Origin of the sequence: Microbacterium sp. NPDC056234, assembly GCF_042267585.1 — a bacterium.
Lineage (GTDB): Bacteria > Actinomycetota > Actinomycetes > Actinomycetales > Microbacteriaceae > Microbacterium.
On the sequence record NZ_JBHJTE010000007.1, the window covers coordinates 38,509 to 61,853 of the forward strand.

Consider the following 23,345-nt stretch of genomic DNA (forward strand, 5'->3'; position numbering starts at 1 on the left):
GCGAGTCCTGAGAGAACGGAACGCAATGGCAGCAGCACAGGGCAAGACCAACTGGTTCGCCATCTGGATCTCGGCCGCTGTGGTCGTCATCCTGGTGGTTCTCGGCGGCCTCGTCGTGTTCCTGAACAACCAGGCCACGGCACCGGGCGCGACGCCGGAGAGCAACGAGATCTTCGATGCGGAGACCGGGGCGATCACGATCGGTGAGGGCGACGACGTCGTCGACGTGTTCGTCGACTTCCAGTGCCCGGCCTGCAAGAACTTCGAGGAGCAGTTCGGGCCTGCGCTGGAGCAGGCAGCAGCGGACGGCGCGATCACGCTTCGCTACCACCCGATCGCCATCCTCGATCGATACTCGCAGGGGACGGAGTACTCGTCGCGTTCGGCAGGCGCTGCCGTCTGTGTGGCATCGACGGCCCCCGAGCTGTACCTCGACTACGCCGCCATCCTGTTCGAGAACCAGCCGGCCGAGAACACGTCGGGTCTGACCACTCAGCAGCTCGCCGACTTCGCCACCGAGGTCGGCGCTGACGACGCGGTTTCGTGCATCACTGACGAGACGTACAAGAAGTACGGTGCCGCTCAGGCGAAGAGCAACGAGATCTCGGGCACGCCGACCGTGGTGCTGAACGACACGAAGCTCGATCTGACCAATGATGCGGACTTCAAGAAGCTGACCGATCTGATCAGCTGACCGGATCGACACGACGGCGGCGCATCCCATTTGCCGGATGCGCCGCCGTCGTCTAATATTGATCTTTGGTGCTTTGCGCCTAGTTCGGCGTGTCCGGCTAAGGCGCGCATCCAACCCATCCATCCACCGCAGATCGGCCGATCTGCAGAAGCGTCAGCGAGTTTATGGCTAAGAAAGACGGTGTCATCGAAATCGAGGGCGTCGTGTCCGAGGCGCTGCCCAACGCGATGTTCCGCGTCGAGCTCACCAACGGACACAAGGTTCTTGCAACGATCTCCGGAAAGATGCGGCAGAACTACATCCGCATCATCCCCGAGGACCGCGTGGTCGTGGAGCTCAGCCCCTACGACCTGACCCGCGGCCGCATCGTCTACCGCTACCGCTGATCGGTCGAGAAGTAACACCCCAGGCATTCACGCCTGCCCGGTGAAGACAGCGAACAGGAAACACAATGAAGGTCAACCCCAGCGTCAAGCCCATCTGCGATCACTGCAAGGTGATCCGTCGTCACGGCCGCGTCATGGTGATCTGCAAGAGCAACCCGCGCCACAAGCAGCGTCAGGGCTGATCACTCTTCTGATCTGACTCCACAACTCAATACACAACAGGCAGGATCAGAACCCACTTCGGTGGGGGACACCTCGGGGCGGAGGCCCGGGCACCGATCCTGCTCCACACCTCCACCACATTTCAGGAGATTCGCATGGCACGTCTTGCCGGCGTCGACATCCCGCGCGATAAGCGCGTGGTGATCGCACTTACGTACATCTACGGCGTTGGCCGTACCCGCTCGGTCGAGATCCTCAAGGCCACCGAGATCGACGAGTCGATCCGCGTGAAGGACCTGAGCGACGACCAGCTCATCGCACTGCGCGACCACATCGAAGGCAACTACAAGGTGGAGGGTGACCTGCGCCGCGAGGTCGCCGCAGACATCCGTCGCAAGGTCGAGATCGGCTCCTACGAGGGCATCCGTCACCGTCGTGGCCTCCCGGTCCGCGGTCAGCGCACCAAGACCAACGCCCGTACCCGCAAGGGCCCGAAGCGCACCGTCGCCGGTAAGAAGAAGGCCCGCTAAGCAGCGGCCAGGGAATAGGAGAAAACTTTCATGGCTGCACCCAAGGCCGCCGCGCGCAAGCCGCGCCGCAAGGAAAAGAAGAACATCGCGCTGGGCCAGGCCCACATCAAGTCGACGTTCAACAACACGATCGTTTCGATCACCGACCCGACCGGCGCTGTCATCGCGTGGGCATCGTCCGGTGGCGTGGGCTTCAAGGGCTCCCGCAAGTCGACCCCGTACGCGGCCGGCATGGCCGCCGAGTCGGCAGCACGTCAGGCTGCAGAGCACGGCGTCAAGAAGGTCGACGTCCTCGTGAAGGGTCCGGGTTCGGGCCGCGAGACCGCGATCCGCTCGCTGCAGGCCGCAGGCCTCGAGGTGGGTTCGATCCAGGACGTCACGCCCCAGGCTCACAACGGCTGCCGTCCGCCGAAGCGCCGTCGCGTCTGATTTCGTTCGAGGATGCCGGTCCCGTCACGGGGCCGGCATCCTCGCCGCAGGTTTCCACAACTCAAGAACCTCACCCACCACATGTCATATAGCGGGCATGTGATCGAAAGGAACACACAGTGCTCATCGCACAGCGTCCCACACTGACCGAGGAAAAGATCGTCGAGAACCGGAGCCGGTTCATCATCGAGCCGCTCGAGCCCGGTTTCGGCTACACCATCGGCAACGCGCTGCGTCGCAGCCTGCTCTCGTCGATCCCCGGCGCTGCTGTCACCAGCATCCGCATCGACGGCGTGCTGCACGAGTTCAGCACCATCCCCGGCGTGAAGGAGGATGTCACCGAGATCATCCTCAACATCAAGCAGCTGGTCGTCTCCAGCGAGCGTGACGAGCCCATCACCGCCTACCTGCGCAAGACCGGCGCAGGCGAGGTCACCGCTGCCGACATCTCGGCTCCCGCCGGTGTCGAGGTGCAGAACCCCGAGCTCGTCATCGCGACTCTGAACGACACCGCGAAGTTCGAGCTGGAGCTCACCATCGAGCGCGGCCGCGGTTACGTGTCCGCCACGCAGAACCGCAACGAGTACGCCGAGGCCGGTCAGATCCCGATCGACTCGATCTACTCGCCGGTCCTCAAGGTCAGCTACCGCGTCGACGCCACCCGTGCTGGTGAGCGCACCGACTTCGACAAGCTCGTCCTGGATGTCGAGACCAAGTCCTCGATCAGCCCCCGCGATGCCGTCGCCTCGGCTGCGAAGACCCTCACCGAGCTGTTCGGCCTCGCCCGCGAGCTGAACGTCGAGGCCGAGGGCATCGAGATCGGCCCGGCGCCGGTGGAGGCCGTCGCCTCCAGCGAGCTGTCGATGCCGATCGAGGACCTCGACCTGTCCGTGCGCTCGTACAACTGCCTCAAGCGCGAGGGCATCAACACGGTGTCCGAGCTCGTCGCCCTGTCGGAGACGCAGCTCATGAACATCCGCAACTTCGGCCAGAAGTCGGTCGACGAGGTGCGCGACAAGCTCATCTCGCTCGGTCTGTCGCTCAAGGATTCGGTGCCCGGTTTCGACGGCGCCCACTTCTACGGCGGCAGCGAAGACGAGTCCTTCTGACCTTCCCGAAATTCTGACCAGGAGTTAGACGAATATGCCTAAGCCCACCAAGGGTCCCCGCCTCGGAGGCGGCCCCGCACACGAGCGCCTGATGCTTGCCAACCTCGCGGCTGCTCTGTTCACTCACAAGTCGATCAAGACGACCGAGACCAAGGCCAAGCGCCTTCGTCCGCTCGCCGAGCGCCTGATCACCTTCGCCAAGCGCGGCGACCTGCACGCCCGTCGCCGGGTGCTGTCGGTCATCGGCGACAAGTCGGTCGTGCACGAGCTGTTCACCGAGATCGCCCCGCTCGTCGCGGACCGCGAGGGTGGCTACACGCGCATCACCAAGGTCGGCAACCGCAAGGGCGACAACGCCCCGATGGCCGTGATCGAGCTCGTCCTCGAGCCCGTCACGCCCAAGAAGAAGGCGGCAAAGGCTGCCCCGAAGGCCGAGAAGGCCGAGAAGGCTGAGAAGCCGGCTGAAGAGGCTCCGGCCGAGGAGACCACCGAGGCTCCGGCCGAAGAGGCTCCCGCCGAGGCTGCTGCCGAGGAGAAGTCCGAGTAAGCATCCGCTTGTTCCCGAAGCCCGCCACCCCGCAAGGGATGGCGGGCTTCGTCGTTCCCGGGCGGAGCTGTGGAAGGATGCCAGGACGGTGAGAGGAGATGCGGTGGCCCATCAGAGCGAGATCGATGAGCGGGTGCGCGTGTACTACGGCGGCCTCTTCGACGAGGATGCCCGCCTGACGACGCGGTCGGCGCAGGGACCGCTCGAGCATCGGCGGACGCAGGAGCTGATCGCCGAGCACATCAGCACCGGCCGCGTCCTGGACATCGGGGGTGGGACCGGCATCCACGCCCGCACTCTGCGCGAGCGCGGTTTCGAGGTCGTCCTCATCGATCCCGTACCCGAGCACGTGACGGCGGCCGCGGCATCCGGGGTCGAGGCGCTGCTCGGCGATGCGCGCAGCCTGCCGTTCGCCGACGGGTCCTTCGACGCCGTCCTCCTGCTCGGCCCGCTCTACCATCTCGCCTCGAGGGAGGAGCGCCTTCAGGCACTGCGCGAGGCGAAGCGCGTCACCCGCGCAGGTGGTTTCGTATTCGCGGCCGCACTGTCGCGCTACGTCGCCTTCGGCGCGAACGTGCTCGGTCGTTCGGTCCGATCGGATGCCGCGCTGCGCGCTCTCTGGGAGCAGGGCGTCCCGCTGGCCGGCGACCGGTTCCCGGCCGGGCACTTCCACACGGCGGAGGAACTCGCCGAGGAGGTGGCCGATGCCGCCCTCGAGGTTCTGGCCGTGCACGGTGTCGAAGGGCCGTCCGGACTCGCGCTCGAGGGTGTGCCCGCCGACCGCACCGACCTGACGGAGGCCGCCCTGGTGCTCGCCCGCGCGACCAGCGCGGAACCAGGCATCAGGGACTTCAGCGCACATCTGCTCGCCGTCGCGCGCGTCGGGTGACCGGCGGGGGCTCGCAGCGACCTCCGCGTGCGCCCGCGACGTTTCACGGACCCGGTGACGTTTCACGGACGAACCGACCGGATCCGTCCGTGAAACGTCACACCATCCGTGTTCCGTCGCGGGTGACCGGCACTCGAGGTGGGACGATCAGGTCGGCGGTCGCCCGGGAGTAGGGTGGATGAGTGACTGACGCTCGGATTCATCGTGGACCCCGGGCGTACGTGTCCTTCATCGTCATCGGCCTGCTGGCGGGACTTCTCTCCGGACTCTTCGGCGTCGGCGGCGGCACCGTCATCGTGCCGCTGCTCGTGCTGCTGCTGAATTTCGACCAGCGCCTGGCGGCCGGGACGTCGCTGGCCGCGATCGTCCCGACCGCCGCGGTCGGCGTCATCTCGTACGCGGTGCACGGGTCGGTGGCGTGGATACCGGCGATCATCCTGGCTGCAGGTGCCGTCGTCGGCGCCCAGATCGGAACGCGCCTGCTGCCGCGGATCTCGCAGACCGCCCTGCGGTGGGGCTTCGTCGGCTTCCTCGTCGTCGTCATCATCATGCTGTTCGTCGTGATCCCGTCGCGCGGCGCCGAGTTCGAGCTGTCCTGGTTCTCGGGAAGCGCGCTCGTTCTGGTCGGCGTCGGCACCGGCATCCTGTCCGGGCTCATCGGCGTCGGCGGTGGCGTCGTGGTGGTTCCCGTGCTGATGCTGGCGTTCGGGACCAGCGACCTCGTCGCCAAGGGCACCTCGCTGCTGATGATGATCCCGACCGCGATCTCGGGCACGATCGGCAATCTGCGGCACCGCAACGTCGACCTGACGGCCGCCGTGACCATCGGCCTCGCCGCCTGTACGACCACGGCCCTCGGTGCATGGCTGGCGACCCTGGTCGACCCGCTCCTCGGCAACATCCTGTTCGCCGCATACCTCGTCGTGATCGCAGTCCAGATGTCGCTCAAGGCCATCCGGGGCCGCAAGCGCTGAGGCACCTGGGGATGCCGGTGGGTGACCGAAAGTGAAGAATCCCTTATGTGAGTCTCATATCCGCCTCACAAAGGGCCACCACGATGGGGTCATGACCTTCTCACGCCGCATCCTCATCCCCAGCCTCATCATCTCGCTGCCGGTGGTCTTCGCCGCGGGAAGCGTCGCGCTCGCGCAGGGGCCCGGTGCTCCGCAGCTGCCCCAGGAATCGGTGGTCGTCGACTTCGCGACGCCGACTCCGACACCCGAGGCTCCGCGTCCCGTTCCGTCGGCCGCCCCGATCGCACCTCCGGCGCCGGCACCGGGTTCGGGTGACGACGATGCCGACGACATCCGCGGCGACGACGGCGCGGGAGATGATGGCGGTGCCGGAGACGATGGCGTCGGAGACGACGGTGGCGCCGGAGACGACGACGGCGACGACGGCGCCGGTGACGACGACGGAGACGACGCAGGCGATGACGACGGAGACGATGGCGACGATGACTGACGCGACGACCGCACCCATCCCCACGGTCGCGGCACCCGCACCCACGGTCGCGGCGCCCGCCCCTCCGGTCGCGGCCCCCGCACCGCCGACCGGACCATCGCGACCCACCAGGAGGCGGATCCGCGCTCTGCCGGCGCGCTGGCGCATCACCGCCTGGATCATCGTGAGCACGGCAGTGACCCTCCTCGCGATCGGCGTGATCGGTCGCAGCATCTTCCTCGCCGACATCGAGCAGTCCGCCAACGCGGACGTCGAGCAGGAGGCACTCGAGTTCCACCGGTTCCTCGACCAGTCGGCTTCGGAGTTCACGTCCGCCGAAGACCTGCTCGCGGACTATCTCGGTCGGCAGTCCGTCCACGCGGGCGAAGTCATCGTCGGCGCCGTCGACGGCAAGCCGGTGGCTCTGGCCAACGGGCTCGTCGAAGGCGAGACGACGATGGGATTCGCCGGCGGTGACGCGCTCGCCATGCGACTGCTCAGCAGCGAGGAGAAATCCGGCACGGTCTCGTCGTCCGAAGCAGGACCGCTGCGCTGGGGGCGCGTGGACTTCACCGCGGGCGACACGGCGGGCGACGCCGACGGCTCGCTGCTGGTGATGCAGTTCACCGAGGCGCAGAGCGCCGCCGTGAATCAGTCGGTCGTCACGATCGCGTGGGTGGCGTTCGCTGGCCTGCTGCTGAGTTCAGGGGTGGCCTGGCTCGTCGCCGGTCAGATCCTCGCCCCGGTCCGCGAGGTGCACCGCGTGGCGCGCGAGATCAGCGAGCATGACCTCACCGCGCGCGTGCCGGTCGAGGGCAACGACGACATCGCGGCCGTCGCCACGACGTTCAATCAGATGCTCGATCGCCTGGAGGGCGTCTACGCCACCCAGCAGCGTTTCGTGGATGACGCGGGGCACGAGCTGCGCACCCCGATCACGATCGTCCGAGGCCATCTCGAACTGCTCAGCGACGACCCGGTCGAGCGCCGCGAGACGCTGCGCCTGGTGAGCGGTGAACTCGACAGGATGAGCCGCATCGTCACCGATCTGCTCGTGCTGGCCCGCGCCGAACAGCCGGACTTCGTCCGCGTCGCCGGATGCGACATCGCCTCGCTCACCCTCGACATCGAGGCCAAGGCGCAGGCGCTCGGCGATCGCCGTTGGCAGCTCATGGAGGTCGCGGAGGGTCAGGCGCGTCTCGACCCGCAGCGCATCACCCAGGCCGTGCTGCAGCTCGCCGCGAATGCCGTCCAGATCACGGAGCCGGAGGCCCGCATCCGCATCGGCTCCCGCTTCGAGGGTTCCGGCCCCGACCGGATGCTGCGTCTGTGGGTGCAGGACGAAGGACCCGGCGTCGCACCGGCGGACGCCGAGCGGATCTTCGAGCGCTTCGTCCGCGGCGGGGCATCGGGGGAGGGCACCATGCCCCGACGCGGCTCCGGGCTGGGCCTGGCCATCGTCCGCGCGATCACCGACGCGCACGGCGGGTCGGCCTGGGTGGACAGCGTGCTGGGTGAAGGAGCCACGTTCGGGCTCGACATTCCGGCTCCGAACGATGCCGACCCCGTCATCCCCCTCGACAACGACCTCGTGAAGGAGGCCTGACATGCGCCACATCCTGATCGTCGAAGACGACCCCTACATCACCTCCTTCGTCCGGCGCGGCCTGCGCACCGCCGGCTATGAGACCTCAGAGGCGACCGACGGCGAGAGTGCGCTGATCCTGGCGCGCACCCGGCAGTTCGACCTCATGCTGCTGGATATCGGGCTGCAGGGGATCGACGGCTTCACCGTCCTCTCGCACCTCCGAGGCGAAGGCATCACCGCCCCGGTCATCATCCTCACCGCACGCGATTCCGTGATCGACACGGTCCGCGGCCTGGAGAGCGGTGCGAACGACTACGTCACCAAGCCGTTCCAGTTCGCCGAGCTGCTCGCCAGGGTGAAGCTGCGCATCGGCGACGGCGAGCAGCGGGTCGCCGGCGCCGTCCTCTCTCACGGAGACGTCACCGCGGACATCCGCACCCGCAGGGTCACCGTCGGTGACGAGTCCGCCGACCTGACATCCCGCGAGTTCTCGCTGCTCGAGGTCTTCCTGCAGCATCCGGGTCAGGTCCTGTCCCGCGACCAGCTGATCGGGCAGGTGTGGGGGATGGATTTCGATCCGGCCTCCAACGTGGTCGACGTGTACGTGCGGGCCCTGCGCAGCAAGATCGGCGCCGGCCACATCGAGACCGTCCGCGGCGCGGGATATCGGTTCCAATGAACACCGCACCGCTGCGCGTCGTCTACGCCACACGTCCCCCGGAGCGGTTCGCGCCGCCGACCCCGCCGGCGCGCCAGCCACGGCCCCCGCGTCAGGCACGGCCCCCGCGCGCCCCACGGCCCCCGCGCGATCGCGTCCGCATGCGGAGCGTGCTCGGTCTCGTCGTGGTCGCGGCCGCCGTGATCGCGCTCGTCGCCGGCTCCCTCGCCTCCCCGGCGGGGGAGAACGGTTCCCCCACGCTGCCGATCGCCGCCACGATCTCGGTCTTCCTCCTCGCCGTCTGGGCGTGGATCTGCACGTCGCTCGATGACACGCTGGTGGCCTTTCTCGCCGCCGTCGCGCTCATCATGATCGGCGTGCTGCCCGCCGAGGACTTCTTCGCCTCGCTGGGCGATGAGACGATCTGGCTGCTGCTGTGCGCCTTCATCATCGCGGCGGGAGTCAGTTCCTCCGGGTTGGCTCTGCGGGGCACCGCCCGGCTGCTGCGCCACGCACGCACGCCGCGTGCGCTGTTCCACCTCACGACCTTCGCACTCACCGTCACGACGTTCGCCGTGCCTGCGACATCGGGGCGTGCCGCTCTGGCCATCCCCGTCTTCACGGCGCTCGCGGTATCGCTGGCCGGCCGGCCGGCGCTCATCAGGGCGCTCTCGCTGCTGTTCCCCACAGTGATCCTGCTGTCGGCCGTCGGCTCGCTCCTCGGCGCCGGCGCGCACGTGATCACCTCGCAGCTGCTGGAGTCCGTCGTCGGTCAGGGCTTCGGCTTCCTCGAGTGGCTGTGGTTCGGCCTGCCGCTGGCGATCGTCTCGTCCCACCTCGCGTGCGAGATCGTCCTGCTGCGGTTCACCACCAGGGCAGAGCGTCGCCACGGCATCCCGAACGTCGTCGCCGACCTCGCGCGCACCGCCCCCACCCCGGTCGACGGGCCGCTCACGCCCATCGAACGCCGCGCCGGTCTGCTGCTCGTCGCCGTCGTCGTGCTGTGGTGCACCGAACCCGTGCATCACATCTCGCCCGCCCTCGTCGCCCTCCTCGGCGCCATCGTCATGGTGTCGCCGAAGATCGGATGCATCACGCTCCCCGTCGCGGTGAAGAAAGTCCCCTGGGCCCTGCTGCTGTTCCTCGCCGCCACCCTCGCCCTAGCATCGGCGCTCACCGCGACCGGCGCAGCCGACTGGCTCGGCACCTGGGCGCTCGGCCCGATGGCGGGACTCGGATCGTCGGCAGGCATCGCATTCGCGGTCGCCGTCATCGCACTCTCGCTGGGCGCGCACCTGATGATCCCCTCGCGTTCCGCGCGTTCGGCGGCGATCATCCCGATGGTCATCGCGCTCGCCCCCGGTCTCGGCGTCGACCCGGCCGCAGCAGCCTTCGCCTCGACGGCGGCCGCCGGTTTCTGCCTCACCCTGCCCAGTTCGGCGAAGCCCGTCGCCATGTTCGCGGATCCCGAGATCGCGCCAGGCGGGTTCCAGCCCCGCGATCTGCGCTCGCTCTCGGCGATCCTCGCTCCCGCGATGTTCCTCCTCGTCGTCAGCTTCTCGTTCTGGATCTGGCCGGCCATGGGGATGCCGCTGCTGCGCTGAGCTCCGCGCACCACCGCATCCCGCCGTTCGCAATTCCTCCCCGTCCACCCCACCGACGTCCGTCGTACCCGGATTCGGGTCCATGCCACTGAAGGAGCACCCATGTCCATCCACATCCCCCAGCGAGTCCTCGTCGCCCCGAGCGGCTTCAAGGAAAGCCTCGACGCCGACGTCGTCGCCCGAGCGATCGCGTCCGGCGTGCGTCGCGTCATCCCGGGAATCCAGGTCGACGAGTTCCCGATCCCGGACGGCGGCGAGGGCACCGCTGCTGCGCTCGCCGCCGCGACCGGTGGCGAACTCATCCCGGTCACCGTCACGGGCCCGGTCGGTGACACCGTCATCGCCCACTACGCACGCCTCGGCGGGACGGCACGCGGCACGGCCGTGGTCGAGATGGCACAGGCCGGCGGGCTGCGTCTGGTCCCGCGCGATCGACGCGACCCCGGTGCCACGACGACGTTCGGCGTCGGGCAGCTGATCGCCGCGGCCCTCGACGCCGGCGCGGAGCGGATCATCGTCGGCTGCGGCGACTCGGGCACCAGCGACGGTGGTGCCGGAGCGCTCGAAGCGCTGGGCGTTCGAGTGCTCGACCGAGAGGGCACGCCGCTGCCCCGCGGCGGCCGGCACCTCATCGATGCGGCAGCCCTGGATCTCGGCCACCTGCACCCGCGGGCCGCGGAGGTCGAGGTCGTCCTGGCCTGCAACATCCACAACGTGCTGTGCGGGCCTCGAGGTGTGGCGCGGGTGTTCGGTCCGCAGAAGGGCGCATCGCCCGCCGATGTCGAACAGCTCTCGGATGCCCTGGACACCTGGGCCGGCGTGCTCGAGCGCTTCGGTCCGCACGGCGGGACGATGGACGTGCGCACGGGGCCGGGCACCGGAGCCTCCGGCGGTCTGGGCGCGGGGCTGTCGGCCGTGCTCGGTGCCCGCCTGGCACCGCGGTTCGAAGTCCTGCTGGACGGCGACCTGCTGCCGCGGAACCTGGACGACCTGCTCGAGAAGGCCGACCTCGTCATCACCGCCGAAGGAGCGATCGACTTCCAGACTCCCCGCGGGAAGGTCCCCGCCGAGGTCGCCATGCGCGCGCGCATCGCCGGCGTACCGGTGCTCGGCATCGCCGGATCGCTCGGCGAGGGAGCTCCTGCCGTGCACGACATCGGGATCGGTGCGATCGCCTCGATCCTCACCGTGCCGATGCAGCTCGAACAGGCCGTCGAGCAGGGCGAGGCGCTGCTGAGGGACGCCGCCGAGCGCAGCATGCGTCTGGTGATGCTCGGCTCAGCGCTCGCCGCACGCGCCGCCTGAGCGGTCTTTCCCCGGCCGACCACAGGGAGTCGGTCGGGGGCGGCCGGTAGGATCGAGGGGTGCCAGTCAACACCGAACTCGTCGGTCGGGAGTTCCCCCCGACCGCCCCTTACCTCGTCGGTCGTGAGAAGGTGCGCGAATTCGCCCGCGCCGTCTTCGCCGATGCTCCGCTGCATACGGACGTGGATGCCGCCCGCGCGCTCGGCTACGCCGACGTGGTCGCCCCGCCGACCTTCGCCATGGTCGTCCAGGACCAGACGCTGCAGCAGCTGCTCAGCGAGCCGGAGTCCGGCATCGAACTGGCGCGCACCATCCACGCCGAGCAGCGCTTCGCGTACACGCGACCGATCGTCGCGGGCGATGAGCTGAGCGGGCGACTCAAGGTCACCGGCATCCGCACGGTCGGCGGCAACGCGATGATCACCAGCGAAGCCGAGATCACGGATGCCGACGGCGCGCACGTCGTCACGGCGACCAGCGTGCTGCTGGTCGGAGCGGGGGAATGATGTCGTTCACTGTCGGAGATGTCATCGCCGAGCGCGACATCCACCTCACGCGCGAATCGCTGGTCCGCTACGCGGGCGCCTCCGGCGACTTCAACCCGATCCATTACCGCGACGACGTCGCCGAGTCGGTGGGCCTGCCCGGTGTCCTCGCGCACGGGATGCTGACGATGGGCATCGCCTCGTCCGTCGTGGTCGCGGCCCTCGGTGACACGGGCACGATCACCGAGTACGGCGTGCGGTTCACGAAGCCGGTCGTCGTCGACCCCGTCGAAGGTGCGGATGTGCACGTGCTCGCCACGGTCGGCGCCGTCGACAAGTCCAGCGCCCGTATCGATCTCACGGTGACCTTCGGCGAGACCACGGTCCTCGGCAAGGCGCAGCTGCGCGTCGCGGTCTGATGCGCGAGGTCTCACCGATCGCGCTCTCCGAGCTGACGACCCTGCGCACCGGCGCAGCACCGGAGCGGATGCTGGAGGCGCGCACGGCCGACGAGCTGGTCGACGCGCTGCACGACACCTGGGCGCGCGGCGACGAGTGGTTCGTGCTCGGTGGCGGCTCGAACCTGTTCGTCGGGGATGAACCGTTCGAGGGCACCGTGATCCGCGTGCTCACGAGCGGTATCGAACGGCTCGAGTCGCCGCACCCCGGCCGCGCCCGCGTTCGCGTGCAGGCCGGTCATGACTGGGACGCCCTGGTCGCCTACACGGTCGAGAACGGCCTCGCCGGCATCGAGGCCATGAGCGGCATCCCCGGTACCGTCGGTGCAGCGCCCGTGCAGAACGTCGGAGCATACGGGCAGGAGATCCAGGAGACGCTCGTCGAGGTCGAGCTCATCGACGAGGGCAGCCGAGAGGTGACGGTCGTCCAGGCATCCGAACTCGGGCTGGGGTTCCGGACGTCCGTGCTCAAGCATCACTACGGCGGAGCGCCGCTGCGGCGTGCGGTCATCCTGTCGGTCACGCTCGATCTCGCGGACGTGGGGGATGCCGGGCGCATCGTCCGCGGCGAGCAGCTGCGCCGCGCGCTCGCGCTGCAGGGTGAAGACCCGGTGCCGCTGGCCTGGGTGCGCGAGCGGATCCTGGCGACGCGTGCCGCGAAGGGCATGCTCCTGAATCCGGACGACCCTGACACGGCCAGCGCCGGCTCGTTCTTCCAGAACGCGATCGTGCCGGAGTCCGTCGCGCGGGCGCTGCCGCCCGAGTGCCCACGGTGGCCGGTCGCCCCCGATCTGGATGCCGTGACGATCATTCCGCTCGGTGCGTACGACGGCACCGTTCCTCCGATCGCTCCGGTCCAGACCGACGTCAAGGTGTCGGCGGCGTGGCTCATCGAGCAGGCGGGGATCTCCAAGGGCTTCAGGCTCCCGCGGTCGCGCGCCGGCGTCTCGACGAAGCACGCCCTGGCGCTGACCAATCGCGGCGGGGCGACGGCGGGCGAGCTCGCCGAACTCGCGCGGTACATCTCCAGCCGGGTGCACGCCGAGTTCGGGTTGCTGCTGCAGCCGGAACCCGTGCTCGTCGGCGTCGATCTCTAGGCGCAGGTCCCGCGGCGTACGAGAGGGCATCGCGGCGGGGGCGCCGCGGGCGTAGGCTCGCGTGCATGCCAGGACTCGTCCCGTATCTGTTCTTCCCCGGCAACGCCGCGGAAGCACTGACGTTCTATCGCGACGTCTTCGGCGGTGACCTGTCGATGTTCAGCTACGCGCAGTTCAGTCGTGTCGACGGCCCGGACGACGCGATCGCGCACGGTGAACTGACCGGTCCCGTCGGGCTGCGCGCCGCGGATGCCGGGCCCGATGAGGATGCCGTGCACATGGTCGGTGCGAGCTTCTCGCTGCTCGGCGCCGCAGAGCCGCCGACCCTCACCCGCTGGTTCGACGCACTCGCCGAGGGTGGAAGGGTCGCCGACCCGCTGCAGAAGCGCCCATGGGGGGACTACGACGGTCAGGTCGTCGATCGCTACGGCATCCGCTGGCTGATCGGATTCCAGGACTGACGTCTCCGCGCCATCCCGGATCGGGAGATGCGCGTGCGATCAGGACGATCTTCTTCCTGATCCGGGCGACCAGCCGCCCGACGTCAGGACGCGAACAGGCGCTGCAGGCGCTGGACGCCCTCGAGGAGCTGATCGTCGCCGAGCGCGTACGACAGACGCAGGTAGCCGGAGGGTCCGAAGGCCTCGCCGGGAACCACGGCGACCTCGGCCTGCTCGAGGATGAAGTCCGCGAGTTCGAGCGACGTCGTGGGGGTGACTCCGCCCCAGGTCCGCCCGAGCAGCCCCTGCACGTCGGGGTAGACGTAGAACGCGCCGAGCGGGTTCGGCACCTTCACGCCGTCGATCTTCGACAGCTCGGACACGATGAGGCGACGGCGGCGGTCGAAGGCCTCGCGGAACTGCTCCGCCTCGGTCTGCGGACCGTTGAGCGCGGCGATCGCGGCCTTCTGCGCCACGTTGTTCACGTTGCTGGACAGGTGCGACTGCAGGTTGCCCGCGACCTTGATCACGTCGGCGGGGCCGACCATCCAGCCCACGCGCCAGCCGGTCATGGCGTAGGTCTTGGCGACGCCGTTGACGAGGATCGTCTGGTTCGCGGCGGCCGGAACGGCCTCGACGATCGAGATCGCCTTGGTGCCCTCGTAGGTGAGGTTCTGGTAGATCTCGTCGGAGATGATCCAGATGCCGTGCTCGACGGCCCATTCGCCGATCGCCGTGGTCTCCTCAGGCGTGTAGACCGACCCGGTCGGGTTCGACGGGGAGACGAACACGAGCACGGTGGTGCGGTCGGTGCGGGCGGCCTCGAGCTGCTCGACCGTGACCTTGTAGTCCTGGTCGGATCCGGCGAACACCTCGACGGGGATGCCGTCGGCGAGGCGGATCGCCTCGGGATAGGTCGTCCAGTACGGCGCGGGCAGCAGAACCTCGTCGCCCGGGTTCACGACCGCCTGGAAGGCCTGGTAGACGGACTGCTTTCCGCCGTTGGTCACGATGACCTGTGACGGCGAGACCGCAAGACCCGAGTCGCGCAGCGTCTTCGCGGCGACGGCCTCGCGCAGTGCGGGCAGACCGGGCGCCGGCGTGTACCGGTAGCTCGCCCGGTCGGCGAGAGCCTCGGCCGCGGCATCCACGATGAACTGCGGCGTCGCGAAATCGGGCTCGCCGGCGGCGTAGGAGATGACCGGCTTGCCCTCGGCCTTCAGGGCCTTGGCCTTGGCATCCACCTTGAGGGTCGCGGACTCGGCGATTGCGGACAGCTTGCGGGAGAGAGGAGCGCGTTCGGTCACGCTTTGAATGCTACCCGCGCGAGGGATGCCGCGTGCGTCAGTCGCTGCAGCACTCGGCGGTGCCGCAGGAATCCGCGTAGCGCCGCCGCGGAGCGGCGGGATCCGTCATATCGACGAGGGAAGAGGCGTCGGGGTGCGTCGGCTCTTCGCCGGCGGAGTTCCAGAGGGTGAAGTGCCACATCCCGCGGTTCTCGTCCGCCAGCAGCCGATCCGGCCCTGACAGCACGAGCACGCGGTCGCGCTCACGATCCGCCCGGAACGGCGTCACGATCTGCGCACGCAGCAGAGCGGGATCGCTGTCATCCGTGTCCAGACGCTCGACGGCCTCGCCCTGCGCATGAAGCGCGGTCGCGAGCGCATCGGCCGCACGGCGGGACCGGTCGTGCTCGGCACCCGCGACGGCGACGAGGCGAGCGCCCGTCGTGTTGTTGTGCAGGAACTCGAGCGCGATGCCCTCCCACGCGTCTGTCATGTGCCAAGGGTACGCCGATGTCACCGGGCGGTCGCCGCCGCTGTCGCCCGCAGCACCCGCGCCAGGGCGACGGCGGCTTCTTCGACCAGCGCGTCGTCGAGATTCCCGTACCCCAGCACGAGCGCCTCGGGAGGTGTCCGTTCGAACGCATAGCGGTGCAGCGGAACCAGGGCGAGCGAGTGCTCGGCGGCCCGATGGGCGACGTCGGCGGCGTTCATGCCCGGCGGGAGCGTGAGCACGAGGTGCATGCCGGCGGCGATCCCTGTCACGGCGAGGCCGCCGAGCTCGTCGCGCAGCGCGCGCAGCTCGCGGTCGATCGCCTCCAGCAACCGGCTGCGTCGACGGCGGAAGCGCATGCGGGCTCTGCGCAGGTGCCGTTCCAGATCCCCCTGGGTGAGGAAGTGCGCGAGCGCCGCCTGATCGACCAGGGACGGTGCGCTCGCTGCCGCCGTCCCGAACCCCGGCGGCAGGACCATCCACCCGATTCCGATGCCGGCCGCAATGGATTTCGACAGCGAGCCGACCAGCGCGACACGATCAGGCGCGAGGCGCTGCAGCGCGGCGACAGGGCGACGGTCGTAGCGGAACTCGGCGTCGTAGTCGTCCTCGATCAGCAGGGCGTCGGCGGCCCGAGCCCAGCCGACGATCTGCTCGCGTCGTTGCGGCGAGAGGGCGGCACCGAGCGGGAACTGATGCGCGGGGGTCAGCAGAGCGGCGCGTGCGCCCGTCCGCCGCGCGGCCGATTCGAGTGCCGTCACGTCGATGCCGTTCTCGTCGACGGGCACCCCGACCGCCGTCAGCCCGGTCTCCTCGGCGACGTCGCGCAGACGGGGCCAGCTCGGGTCCTCCACGAGCAGGTGGCTGTGCCCGCGGCGGCGCAGTTCGCGCGACAGCAGCCGGATGCCGTCGGTCGCGCCGTGCGTGATCACGATGTCGTCCGATCCTGCGGCGACGCGACGCGAGCGGGCGAGGTAGGCGGCGACGGCATCCCGCGCGGCGAGGTAGCCGGCACCGTGGTCGCCCGCGAAGGCCTGGTCGGGAAGGTCGAGCAGCGCGGCGCGCAGTGCCGCGGTCCAGCGCGAGCGGGGGATCGCCCGCAGATCGGGCAGCCCCGGGCGGAGATCGAAACGTGCAGGCGTCGGCGTCGACGTCGACGACGGACGCGCGGCATCCCTGTCGGTCGGAAGGCCGGTCGGAAGGCCGGTCGTCGGCGCGGCCACGGTCGTCGCCGAGCCCGTTGTCGCCTCGAGGACGCCCTCGGCGACCAACTGGCCGTATGCCTCGGTCACCACCCAGCGCGAGACGCCGAGCGTCTCGGCGAGCGAGCGGCTCGGCGGCAGAGCGGCGCCGTGCGGGAGCACGCCGTCGTCGATCGCCTGCCGGAGCGCCTGCTCCAGCCGGTCTCGCAGCGACGAGCGTCCGCCTGTGGTGGAGGAGAGGTCGAGCAGAGTCTCCCACGCGAGAATCGGTCTGGTCTTCTGCATCCTGATTGGAGTGTATAGCCGGACCGATGAATCCGTACCGTTGAGCCATCCCATCGAAAGGACACCATGCGCTACCGCACCCTCTCCAACGGCACGACCTCCTTCGAGGTCTCCACGCTCTGCCTCGGCGCGATGAACTTCGGCACGCGCACCGATCCCGAGACGTCGCACGCGATCCTCGACCGCTTCGTCGAGGCGGGCGGCACCTTCATCGACACCGCGAACAACTACAGCGTGTGGTCCGGCGGCCATGGCCGCGAGAGCGAAGACCTCCTCGGCGGCTGGCTGCGCGATCGCGGAAACCGCGAAAGCCTGCGTATCGCGACGAAGCTGGGCGCCGCGCAGAAGGACCCTGCCAAGCCGCTGTCCACGACGCCGCCGACGAACTACGAGGGCCTCTCCGCCGAGGTCATCCGTCGGCAGGCGCCCGAAAGCGCTCGTCACCTCGGCATCTCGCACATCGACGTCCTCTACGGGCACGTCGACGACCGCGATGTCGACCTCGCCGAGACCGTCGGCGCGTTCGGCGCGCTGCAGCGGGACGGGCTCATCGGCATCGCCGGCATCTCGAACGTCGCCACGTGGCGCGTCGTCGAGGCCAGGGAGGAAGCGCGTCGGCAGGGCATCGCGCCGTACGGCGTGGTGCAGCAGCAGTACAGCTACCTGCAGCCGGCGCCGCGCCTCGGGCGCAACAACTTCGTCACCCCCGGGCTGCTCGACTACGCGGCCTCCACGGGGACGCCCGAACGACCGGCGCTCGCCATCACGGCGTACTCGCCGCTGCATCAGGGGGCCATCGCCCGAAGGGACCAGCCGCTGTGGGGCGGTGTCGACCATCCGACCAGCCGCGCGCGTCGCGACCTGCTGCACGACATCGCCGGCGAGATCGGCGCGACGCCGAATCAGGTCGCTCTCGCCTGGCTGCTGGGCGGTGAAGTGCCGGTGATCCCCGTGATCGGGGCATCCAGCGTGGCTCAGCTGAACGAGGCGCTCGGCGCTGTCGAGCTCGATCTGGATGCCGAGATCCGCGCCCGATTGGATGCCGAATCGGGGGAGAGCCGCTGAGGCCGGTCATCCTGCTCCTGACAGCAGGACGCCGGTGAGGAAGAACGCACCGGCGATCAGCACCACCGCCTGCGGATACACGTAGCACGCCACGCACAGCCCCGCCGCGACGATTCCGAAGACCAGTGGCACAGTGAGCGATGAGTGGTCGGGCGGGGTGCGCCTCGGCATCCGCAACAGCAGAGCCAGCGCGATGATCGGCAGGAGCAGCAGATGCTCCCGCGCGTCGATGATCGCCGTCTCGGTGGGGGTGAGCGCCGAGGTCCCTGTGCTGAGGAAGACCTCGGGCCGAGTGACGAAGATCACGAGGATGCCGATCGACATCACGATGGTCAGGATGCTGAGCACGAGCGAGGAGACCCGACGCATGCGGGCGGCCTCCCGGTACGCGATGGCGATGCTGGACATGCTCGGGAGCGTACGCCGATGCCGCGATGCGCGACGGGGACTGTCCACAGGCCGCGCCACGGCGGCGGAGAGATCCCGTCGATCGGACGGATTCGGGTGAAGACGTCCGACCGACGGGATCTCCGCGACCGCGTCAGTCCGTCTCGACGAGGTGCCTGCTGTACGCGCCGAGCGTCAGGAAGGCCGGGAACTGCGTGCCCAGGGCGACCTCGCGGAACACGTCGGCCGCCTCGTCGAAGCGGTCGCCATCGCGTCGGTCCGTCTCGGCGAGCACATCGGAGATGATCGACTCGACGTACTCGGCAGTGATCGGCGTCCCGTCCTCGGTGGAGCGGTCCTGGTTGATCCACTGCCACACCTGCGAGCGGGAGATCTCCGCGGTCGCGGCATCCTCCATGAGGTTGTCGATCGCGACGGCGCCCAGGCCCCGCAGCCACGCCTCGATGTAGCGGATCGCGACCGAGACGTTGTCGCGCACGCCCTGAGCGGTGATCGGCCGACCTATGTGCAGGTCGAGCAGATCCTCCGGCCGCACGTGCACGTCATCCCGTCGCCGGTCCACCTGGTTCGGGCGCTCGCCCAGCACGGCGTCGAACTCCGCCTGTGCCGTCGGGATGAGGTCGGGATGCGCGACCCAGGTGCCGTCGAAGCCGTCGCCCGCCTCGCGACGCTTGTCGGCGGAGACCTTCTCGATCGCGCGGGCGGTGACCTCCGGATCGCGGCGGTTCGGGATGAACGCGCTCATGCCGCCGATCGCGAAGGCCCCTCGTTTGTGGCACGTCTGCACGAGCAGGTCGGTGTAGGCGCGCATGAACGGCACGGTCATCGTGACCTCGCTGCGATCGGGCAGGACGAACCGCGCCCCGCGGCCGCGGTAGTTCTTGATGATCGAGAAGATGTAGTCCCAGCGGCCGGCGTTGAGGCCGGCGCAGTGGTCGCGCAGCTCGAACAGGATCTCGTCCATCTCGAACGCCGCGGGCAGCGTCTCGATCAGAACGGTCGCCCTGATCGTGCCGTGCTCCAGACGCAGGTACTCCTCGCTGAAGGTGAAGATGTCGTCCCACAGCTTCGCCTCCTCGCTGGATTCGAGCTTGGCGATGTAGAAGTACGGCCCGCGCCCCGCATCGATCAGCGCCTGCGCGTTGTGCAGGAAGTACAACCCGAAATCGACCAGCGATCCGGATGTCGCCATCGACCGACCCGTTCGATCGATGAAGGTCAGGTGCTTCTCGGTGAGGTGCCAGCCACGAGGACGCATGACGATCGTCGGCGTGCGCTGGGCGGTGACCCGGTACTCCTTGCCCTCCGGGCTCGTGTACGACAGCTCGCCCCTGATCGCATCGCGCAGCGACAGCTGCCCGCCGATCACGTTCGCCCAGGTCGGGCTCGTGGCGTCCTCCTGGTCGGCGAGCCAGACGCGCGCGCCCGAGTTCAGAGCGTTGATCGTCATCTTCGGGTCGGTCGGACCCGTGATCTCGACGCGGCGGTCCTCGAGGCCGGGGCCCGCACCGGCGACCCGCCACTCGGCATCCTCGCGGATGTGGGCGGTGTCGTCGCGGAACCGGGGGTCGTGGCCGTTGCCGATCTCGAAGCGGCGGCGCATGCGGTCCGCGAGCCGGTCGTGGCGGCGGTGGGCGAAGCGATGGTGCAGCTCGGTGAGGAAGGCGACGGCATCCGGGGTGAGGATCTCGTCGTAGCGATCGCGCATCGGTCCGGTGATCTGGATGGCCGGACCCTGCAGGATCTCGGTCGGGGTGGTCGGTGGTGCGGTGGGAGTGGTCATGATGTGTTTCCTTTTCGTCGTGGCATGCCGGGAGACATCAGCCGAAGCGGGGGCCCGCGCCCGGAGGCTCGGGTCAGCGCGAAGCGGTGGCCTGCGTGGGCATGGGGTGGAATTGGGCGGCTTCGGTGGAGCCGGCCAGGGCGAGCGTCGCGCTGTCGGGGTTGAGCGCGGTCGAGATGACGTCGAAGTATCCGGTGCCGGCCTCGCGCTGGTGCCTGGTGGCGGTGTATCCGGACGCCTCGGCGGCGAACTCGGCCTCCTGCAGGTCGACGTAGGCGCTCATGGCGCGCTCGGCATACCCGCGGGCGAGGTCGAACATCGAGTGGTTGAGGGCGTGGAAGCCGGCCAGCGTGATGAACTGGAACCTGTACCCCAGCTCTGCCAGTTCCTGCTGGAACGTCGCGATCTCGGCATCCGAGAGATGGCGGCGCCAGTTGAAGCTGGGAGAGCAGTTGTACGCGAGCAGCTTGCCGGGGAACTGCGCGTGGATCGCCTCGGCGAACGAACGCGCGAGCGCGATGTCCGGCTCGCCGGTCTCGACCCACAGCAGGTCGGCGTACGGGGCGAAGGCGAGTCCGCGGCTGATGACCGAGTCGATGCCCGGACGGATCCGGTAGAACCCCTCGGCGGTGCGCTCGCCGGTGGTGAACTGCTGGTCGCGCTCGTCGACGTCGCTCGTGAGCAGATCGGCGGCGAGGGCATCCGTGCGGGCGATGATGACGGTAGGGACGCCGGCGACGTCGGCGGCGAGGCGGGCCGCGTTGAGGGTCCGGATGTGCTGCTGCGTCGGCACGAGCACCTTGCCGCCGAGGTGCCCGCACTTCTTCTCGCTGGCCAGCTGGTCCTCCCAGTGGATGCCGGCGGCACCGGACTGGATCAGCGACTGCGCCAGCTCGTACGCGTTCAGCGGACCGCCGAAGCCGGCTTCCGCGTCCGCCACGATCGGGGCGAGCCAGTCCTGGGTGATCTCGCCCGTGCCGGTGAAGGATTCGGCGTGCTCGAGCTGATCCTGGCGCAGCAGGGCGTTGTTGATGCGGCGGACGACGGCGGGCACCGAGTTCGCCGGGTACAGCGACTGGTCGGGGTAGGTCTGGCCGGCGAGGTTGCCGTCGGCGGCGACCTGCCAACCGGAGAGATAGATGGCCTTGAGACCGGCGCGCACCTGCTGCACGGCCTGCCCGCCGGTGTAGGCGCCGAGGGCCCTGACGTACTCCTCGGTGTGCAGGAGGTTCCAGAGGTTCTCGGCCCCGCGGTGGGCGAGCGTTGACTCCTCGCGGACCGAGCCGCGGATGCGGATGACGTCCTCGGCGGAGTACGTGCGCTCGATGCCGTCCCAGCGGGGGTCGGTGTCCCAGATCTCCTGGAGCTCGGCCGCGGTCTGGACCTGGTCGCCGGCTCGGAGTCCGGTCGGTGCGGTGTTCGTCATGATCTCTCTCCTCCGTGGGATCGGGGTGGCTTGGCATCCACTCTGGGTGAAGATTCGGGATGCTGATGACCGAAGTTGAGGAGAAATTTGTGCGTATTTCTGTTTCTGTGACAGAATCCGCGGCATGGTCGAAGAAGACACCGACGCGCTGACGATCGGACGCCGCATCCGGCAGCTGCGAGCGGCACGCGGCATGACGCTGGAGGCGCTCGCCGCAGCCGTCGACCGCGCACCCAGCCAGCTGTCCATGATCGAGACGGGCAAGCGCGAGCCGAAGCTGACGCTGCTGCAGGCGATCGCCCGCGCGCTGGACACCGGCATCGACGCACTGCTGGAGGGCGAGCCCCTCGACGAGCGCAGCACGCTGGAGATCTCTCTGGAGCGTGCGATGAAGGGGCAGACCTTCCAAGCGCTCGGGATCGAGCCCTTCCGGATCGCCAAGAGCGTTCCGACCGACGCCCTGAAGGCGCTGCTCGCCCTGCACGGCGAGATCGACCGGTTGCGGGACGAGAGGGCCGCGACGCCGGAGGAGGCCCGCCGCGCGAACGTAGAGCTGCGCCACCTCATGCGGCGGCAGGACAATCACTTCGCCGACCTCGAGGCGAAGGCGGCCGAGATCCTCGCCGCCGTGGATCATCCGGGCGGTCCGCTCACCCAGCGCACCGCCTCCGAGATCGCCGCGCATCTCGGGTTCACGCTGCATTATGCAGCCGATCTTCCGCAGACGACGCGCAGCGTCGCCGACCTCGCGAACGGCCGGCTGTATCTCTCCGGCCAGGTGCAGGCCAAGGGGGACGCGCGCACGGCCGTGCTGCAGGCGCTGTCGAGTCGCATCCTCGGCCACGCCGAGCCGCACAGCTATGCCGAATTCCTGCGGCAGCGCGTGGAGACCAACTACCTCACCGGGGCGCTGCTCATCCCGGAGGCGCATGTCGTACCGGCGCTGCAGGAGGCGAAGACCCGCAGGGAGATCTCGATCGAGGACCTGCGGGATGCGTATTCGGTGTCGTACGAGACGGCCGCCCATCGGTTCACGAACCTCGCGACGCGGCACCTCGACATCCCGGTGCACTTCCTGAAGGTGCACGAGTCCGGCACGATCACCAAGGCGTACGAGAACGACGACGTGAACTTCCCGACCGACCGGCTCGGCGCGATCGAGGGGCAGATGTGCTGCCGGCGGTGGACGAGCCGTGTCGTGTTCGATGAGGACGACCGCTTCAACCCGTACTACCAGTACACCGACACCGGCAACGGGACGTACTGGTGCACGGCACGGGTGGAGGCCTCCAGCGAGGGGCTGCACTCGGTCAGCGTCGGTGTGCGGTTCGACGACACGAAGTGGTTCGTGGGGCGCGACACCGGGCACCGCGGCGTCTCGAAGCACTCGGTCGAGGTGTGCTGCCGGCGGGCGCCGGCGGAGCTCGAACAGCGCTGGCGCGAGCAGTCATGGCCGAACGTGAAGACGCCGCGAACGCTGCTCGCGACGCTGCCGACCGGCGCGTTCCCCGGCGTCGACACGACGGACGTGTACGAGTTCCTGGAGGCGCACGCCCCGCGCGCGTGAGCGCCGATC

General features: G+C 69.1%; 26 protein-coding genes. 20 read left to right on the forward strand and 6 right to left on the reverse strand.

Features of this window, described 5'->3' with window-relative positions; translation table 11 throughout:
• Positions 1–25 precede the first annotated feature (25 nt).
• The 18 genes from ACFCYE_RS17080 to ACFCYE_RS17165 all read left to right on the forward strand — a co-directional run bounded on the left by ACFCYE_RS17080 (position 26) and on the right by ACFCYE_RS17165 (position 13,845).
• A complete protein-coding gene (locus ACFCYE_RS17080) occupies positions 26–694 on the forward strand; it encodes a DsbA family protein (RefSeq protein WP_376180667.1) in 669 nt (222 codons plus the stop codon).
• A 164-nt stretch (positions 695–858) separates the two neighbouring features.
• Positions 859–1,080, forward strand: a complete 222-nt coding sequence (infA, locus tag ACFCYE_RS17085) for a translation initiation factor IF-1 (RefSeq protein WP_005050493.1) — start codon at positions 859–861, stop codon at positions 1,078–1,080.
• 65 nt (positions 1,081–1,145) lie between these two features.
• The gene (rpmJ, locus tag ACFCYE_RS17090; protein WP_005050492.1) at positions 1,146–1,262 is read left to right on the forward strand and encodes a 50S ribosomal protein L36; all 117 of its coding nucleotides are present in this window, start codon (positions 1,146–1,148) and stop codon (positions 1,260–1,262) included.
• 135 nt (positions 1,263–1,397) lie between these two features.
• Entirely contained in the window at positions 1,398–1,772 is a 375-nt protein-coding gene (gene rpsM / locus ACFCYE_RS17095) for a 30S ribosomal protein S13 (RefSeq protein WP_017829190.1), read from the forward strand.
• A gap of 30 nt (positions 1,773–1,802) precedes the next feature.
• The gene (gene rpsK, locus ACFCYE_RS17100; protein WP_376180669.1) at positions 1,803–2,201 is read left to right on the forward strand and encodes a 30S ribosomal protein S11; all 399 of its coding nucleotides are present in this window, start codon (positions 1,803–1,805) and stop codon (positions 2,199–2,201) included.
• 119 nt (positions 2,202–2,320) lie between these two features.
• Complete coding sequence (locus tag ACFCYE_RS17105) at positions 2,321–3,310, forward strand: DNA-directed RNA polymerase subunit alpha (RefSeq protein ID WP_376180671.1); 990 nt, start codon at positions 2,321–2,323, stop codon at positions 3,308–3,310.
• Between the two features lie 34 nt (positions 3,311–3,344).
• Positions 3,345–3,857, forward strand: a complete 513-nt coding sequence (gene rplQ, locus ACFCYE_RS17110) for a 50S ribosomal protein L17 (RefSeq protein ID WP_376180673.1) — start codon at positions 3,345–3,347, stop codon at positions 3,855–3,857.
• A gap of 103 nt (positions 3,858–3,960) precedes the next feature.
• A complete protein-coding gene (locus ACFCYE_RS17115; protein ID WP_376180675.1) occupies positions 3,961–4,746 on the forward strand; it encodes a class I SAM-dependent methyltransferase in 786 nt (261 codons plus the stop codon).
• A 182-nt stretch (positions 4,747–4,928) separates the two neighbouring features.
• Positions 4,929–5,720: a sulfite exporter TauE/SafE family protein gene (locus tag ACFCYE_RS17120; protein ID WP_376180677.1), complete on the forward strand. Its 792-nt coding sequence runs from the start codon at positions 4,929–4,931 to the stop codon at positions 5,718–5,720.
• Positions 5,721–5,811: 91 nt separating this feature from the next.
• Positions 5,812–6,210 carry a hypothetical protein gene (locus ACFCYE_RS17125; protein WP_376180678.1) on the forward strand — a complete coding sequence of 133 codons (399 nt, stop codon included), beginning with the start codon at positions 5,812–5,814 and terminating at the stop codon, positions 6,208–6,210.
• Entirely contained in the window at positions 6,203–7,795 is a 1,593-nt protein-coding gene (locus ACFCYE_RS17130; protein ID WP_376180679.1) for an ATP-binding protein, read from the forward strand. The genes ACFCYE_RS17125 and ACFCYE_RS17130 overlap by 8 nt, the downstream gene beginning before the upstream one ends.
• A gap of 1 nt (position 7,796) precedes the next feature.
• The gene (locus tag ACFCYE_RS17135; protein WP_376180680.1) at positions 7,797–8,456 is read left to right on the forward strand and encodes a response regulator transcription factor; all 660 of its coding nucleotides are present in this window, start codon (positions 7,797–7,799) and stop codon (positions 8,454–8,456) included.
• A 140-nt stretch (positions 8,457–8,596) separates the two neighbouring features.
• A complete protein-coding gene (locus tag ACFCYE_RS17140; protein ID WP_376180682.1) occupies positions 8,597–10,039 on the forward strand; it encodes an SLC13 family permease in 1,443 nt (480 codons plus the stop codon).
• A gap of 102 nt (positions 10,040–10,141) precedes the next feature.
• The gene (locus ACFCYE_RS17145) at positions 10,142–11,344 is read left to right on the forward strand and encodes a glycerate kinase (protein ID WP_376180684.1); all 1,203 of its coding nucleotides are present in this window, start codon (positions 10,142–10,144) and stop codon (positions 11,342–11,344) included.
• Positions 11,345–11,403: 59 nt separating this feature from the next.
• Positions 11,404–11,850: a MaoC family dehydratase N-terminal domain-containing protein gene (locus ACFCYE_RS17150; RefSeq protein ID WP_376180685.1), complete on the forward strand. Its 447-nt coding sequence runs from the start codon at positions 11,404–11,406 to the stop codon at positions 11,848–11,850.
• Complete coding sequence (locus tag ACFCYE_RS17155) at positions 11,847–12,248, forward strand: MaoC/PaaZ C-terminal domain-containing protein (RefSeq protein ID WP_376180687.1); 402 nt, start codon at positions 11,847–11,849, stop codon at positions 12,246–12,248. Before ACFCYE_RS17150 ends, ACFCYE_RS17155 begins: the two co-directional genes overlap by 4 nt.
• Positions 12,248–13,384: a UDP-N-acetylmuramate dehydrogenase gene (locus ACFCYE_RS17160; RefSeq protein WP_376180688.1), complete on the forward strand. Its 1,137-nt coding sequence runs from the start codon at positions 12,248–12,250 to the stop codon at positions 13,382–13,384. Before ACFCYE_RS17155 ends, ACFCYE_RS17160 begins: the two co-directional genes overlap by 1 nt.
• A gap of 65 nt (positions 13,385–13,449) precedes the next feature.
• The gene (locus tag ACFCYE_RS17165; protein WP_376180690.1) at positions 13,450–13,845 is read left to right on the forward strand and encodes a VOC family protein; all 396 of its coding nucleotides are present in this window, start codon (positions 13,450–13,452) and stop codon (positions 13,843–13,845) included.
• Positions 13,846–13,928: 83 nt separating this feature from the next.
• Here ACFCYE_RS17165 and ACFCYE_RS17170 read toward each other — a convergent pair whose 3' ends face one another.
• From ACFCYE_RS17170 to ACFCYE_RS17180, 3 genes are read right to left on the reverse strand one after another with little or no spacing between them, the layout of a single operon-like run.
• A complete protein-coding gene (locus tag ACFCYE_RS17170; protein WP_376180691.1) occupies positions 13,929–15,131 on the reverse strand; it encodes a pyridoxal phosphate-dependent aminotransferase in 1,203 nt (400 codons plus the stop codon).
• Between the two features lie 37 nt (positions 15,132–15,168).
• Positions 15,169–15,603, reverse strand: coding sequence for a hypothetical protein (locus tag ACFCYE_RS17175; RefSeq protein WP_376180693.1), 435 nt, complete (start codon positions 15,601–15,603; stop codon positions 15,169–15,171).
• Positions 15,604–15,623: 20 nt separating this feature from the next.
• Positions 15,624–17,087, reverse strand: a complete 1,464-nt coding sequence (locus ACFCYE_RS17180) for a PLP-dependent aminotransferase family protein (protein ID WP_376180694.1) — start codon at positions 17,085–17,087, stop codon at positions 15,624–15,626.
• Between the two features lie 66 nt (positions 17,088–17,153).
• On the opposite strand from ACFCYE_RS17180, the gene ACFCYE_RS17185 reads away from it, so the two are divergent.
• Positions 17,154–18,152, forward strand: coding sequence for an aldo/keto reductase (locus tag ACFCYE_RS17185; RefSeq protein ID WP_376180696.1), 999 nt, complete (start codon positions 17,154–17,156; stop codon positions 18,150–18,152).
• Between the two features lie 6 nt (positions 18,153–18,158).
• Here ACFCYE_RS17185 and ACFCYE_RS17190 read toward each other — a convergent pair whose 3' ends face one another.
• From ACFCYE_RS17190 to aceA, 3 genes are all read right to left on the reverse strand, one after another.
• Positions 18,159–18,560, reverse strand: coding sequence for a hypothetical protein (locus ACFCYE_RS17190; RefSeq protein WP_376180697.1), 402 nt, complete (start codon positions 18,558–18,560; stop codon positions 18,159–18,161).
• Between the two features lie 133 nt (positions 18,561–18,693).
• Entirely contained in the window at positions 18,694–20,343 is a 1,650-nt protein-coding gene (gene aceB, locus ACFCYE_RS17195; protein WP_376180699.1) for a malate synthase A, read from the reverse strand.
• Between the two features lie 73 nt (positions 20,344–20,416).
• A complete protein-coding gene (gene aceA / locus ACFCYE_RS17200) occupies positions 20,417–21,769 on the reverse strand; it encodes an isocitrate lyase (protein WP_376180701.1) in 1,353 nt (450 codons plus the stop codon).
• A 124-nt stretch (positions 21,770–21,893) separates the two neighbouring features.
• Here aceA and ACFCYE_RS17205 point away from each other — a divergent pair, with 124 nt between their 5' ends.
• Entirely contained in the window at positions 21,894–23,336 is a 1,443-nt protein-coding gene (locus tag ACFCYE_RS17205) for a helix-turn-helix domain-containing protein (protein ID WP_376180702.1), read from the forward strand.
• Positions 23,337–23,345: the final 9 nt, after the last annotated feature.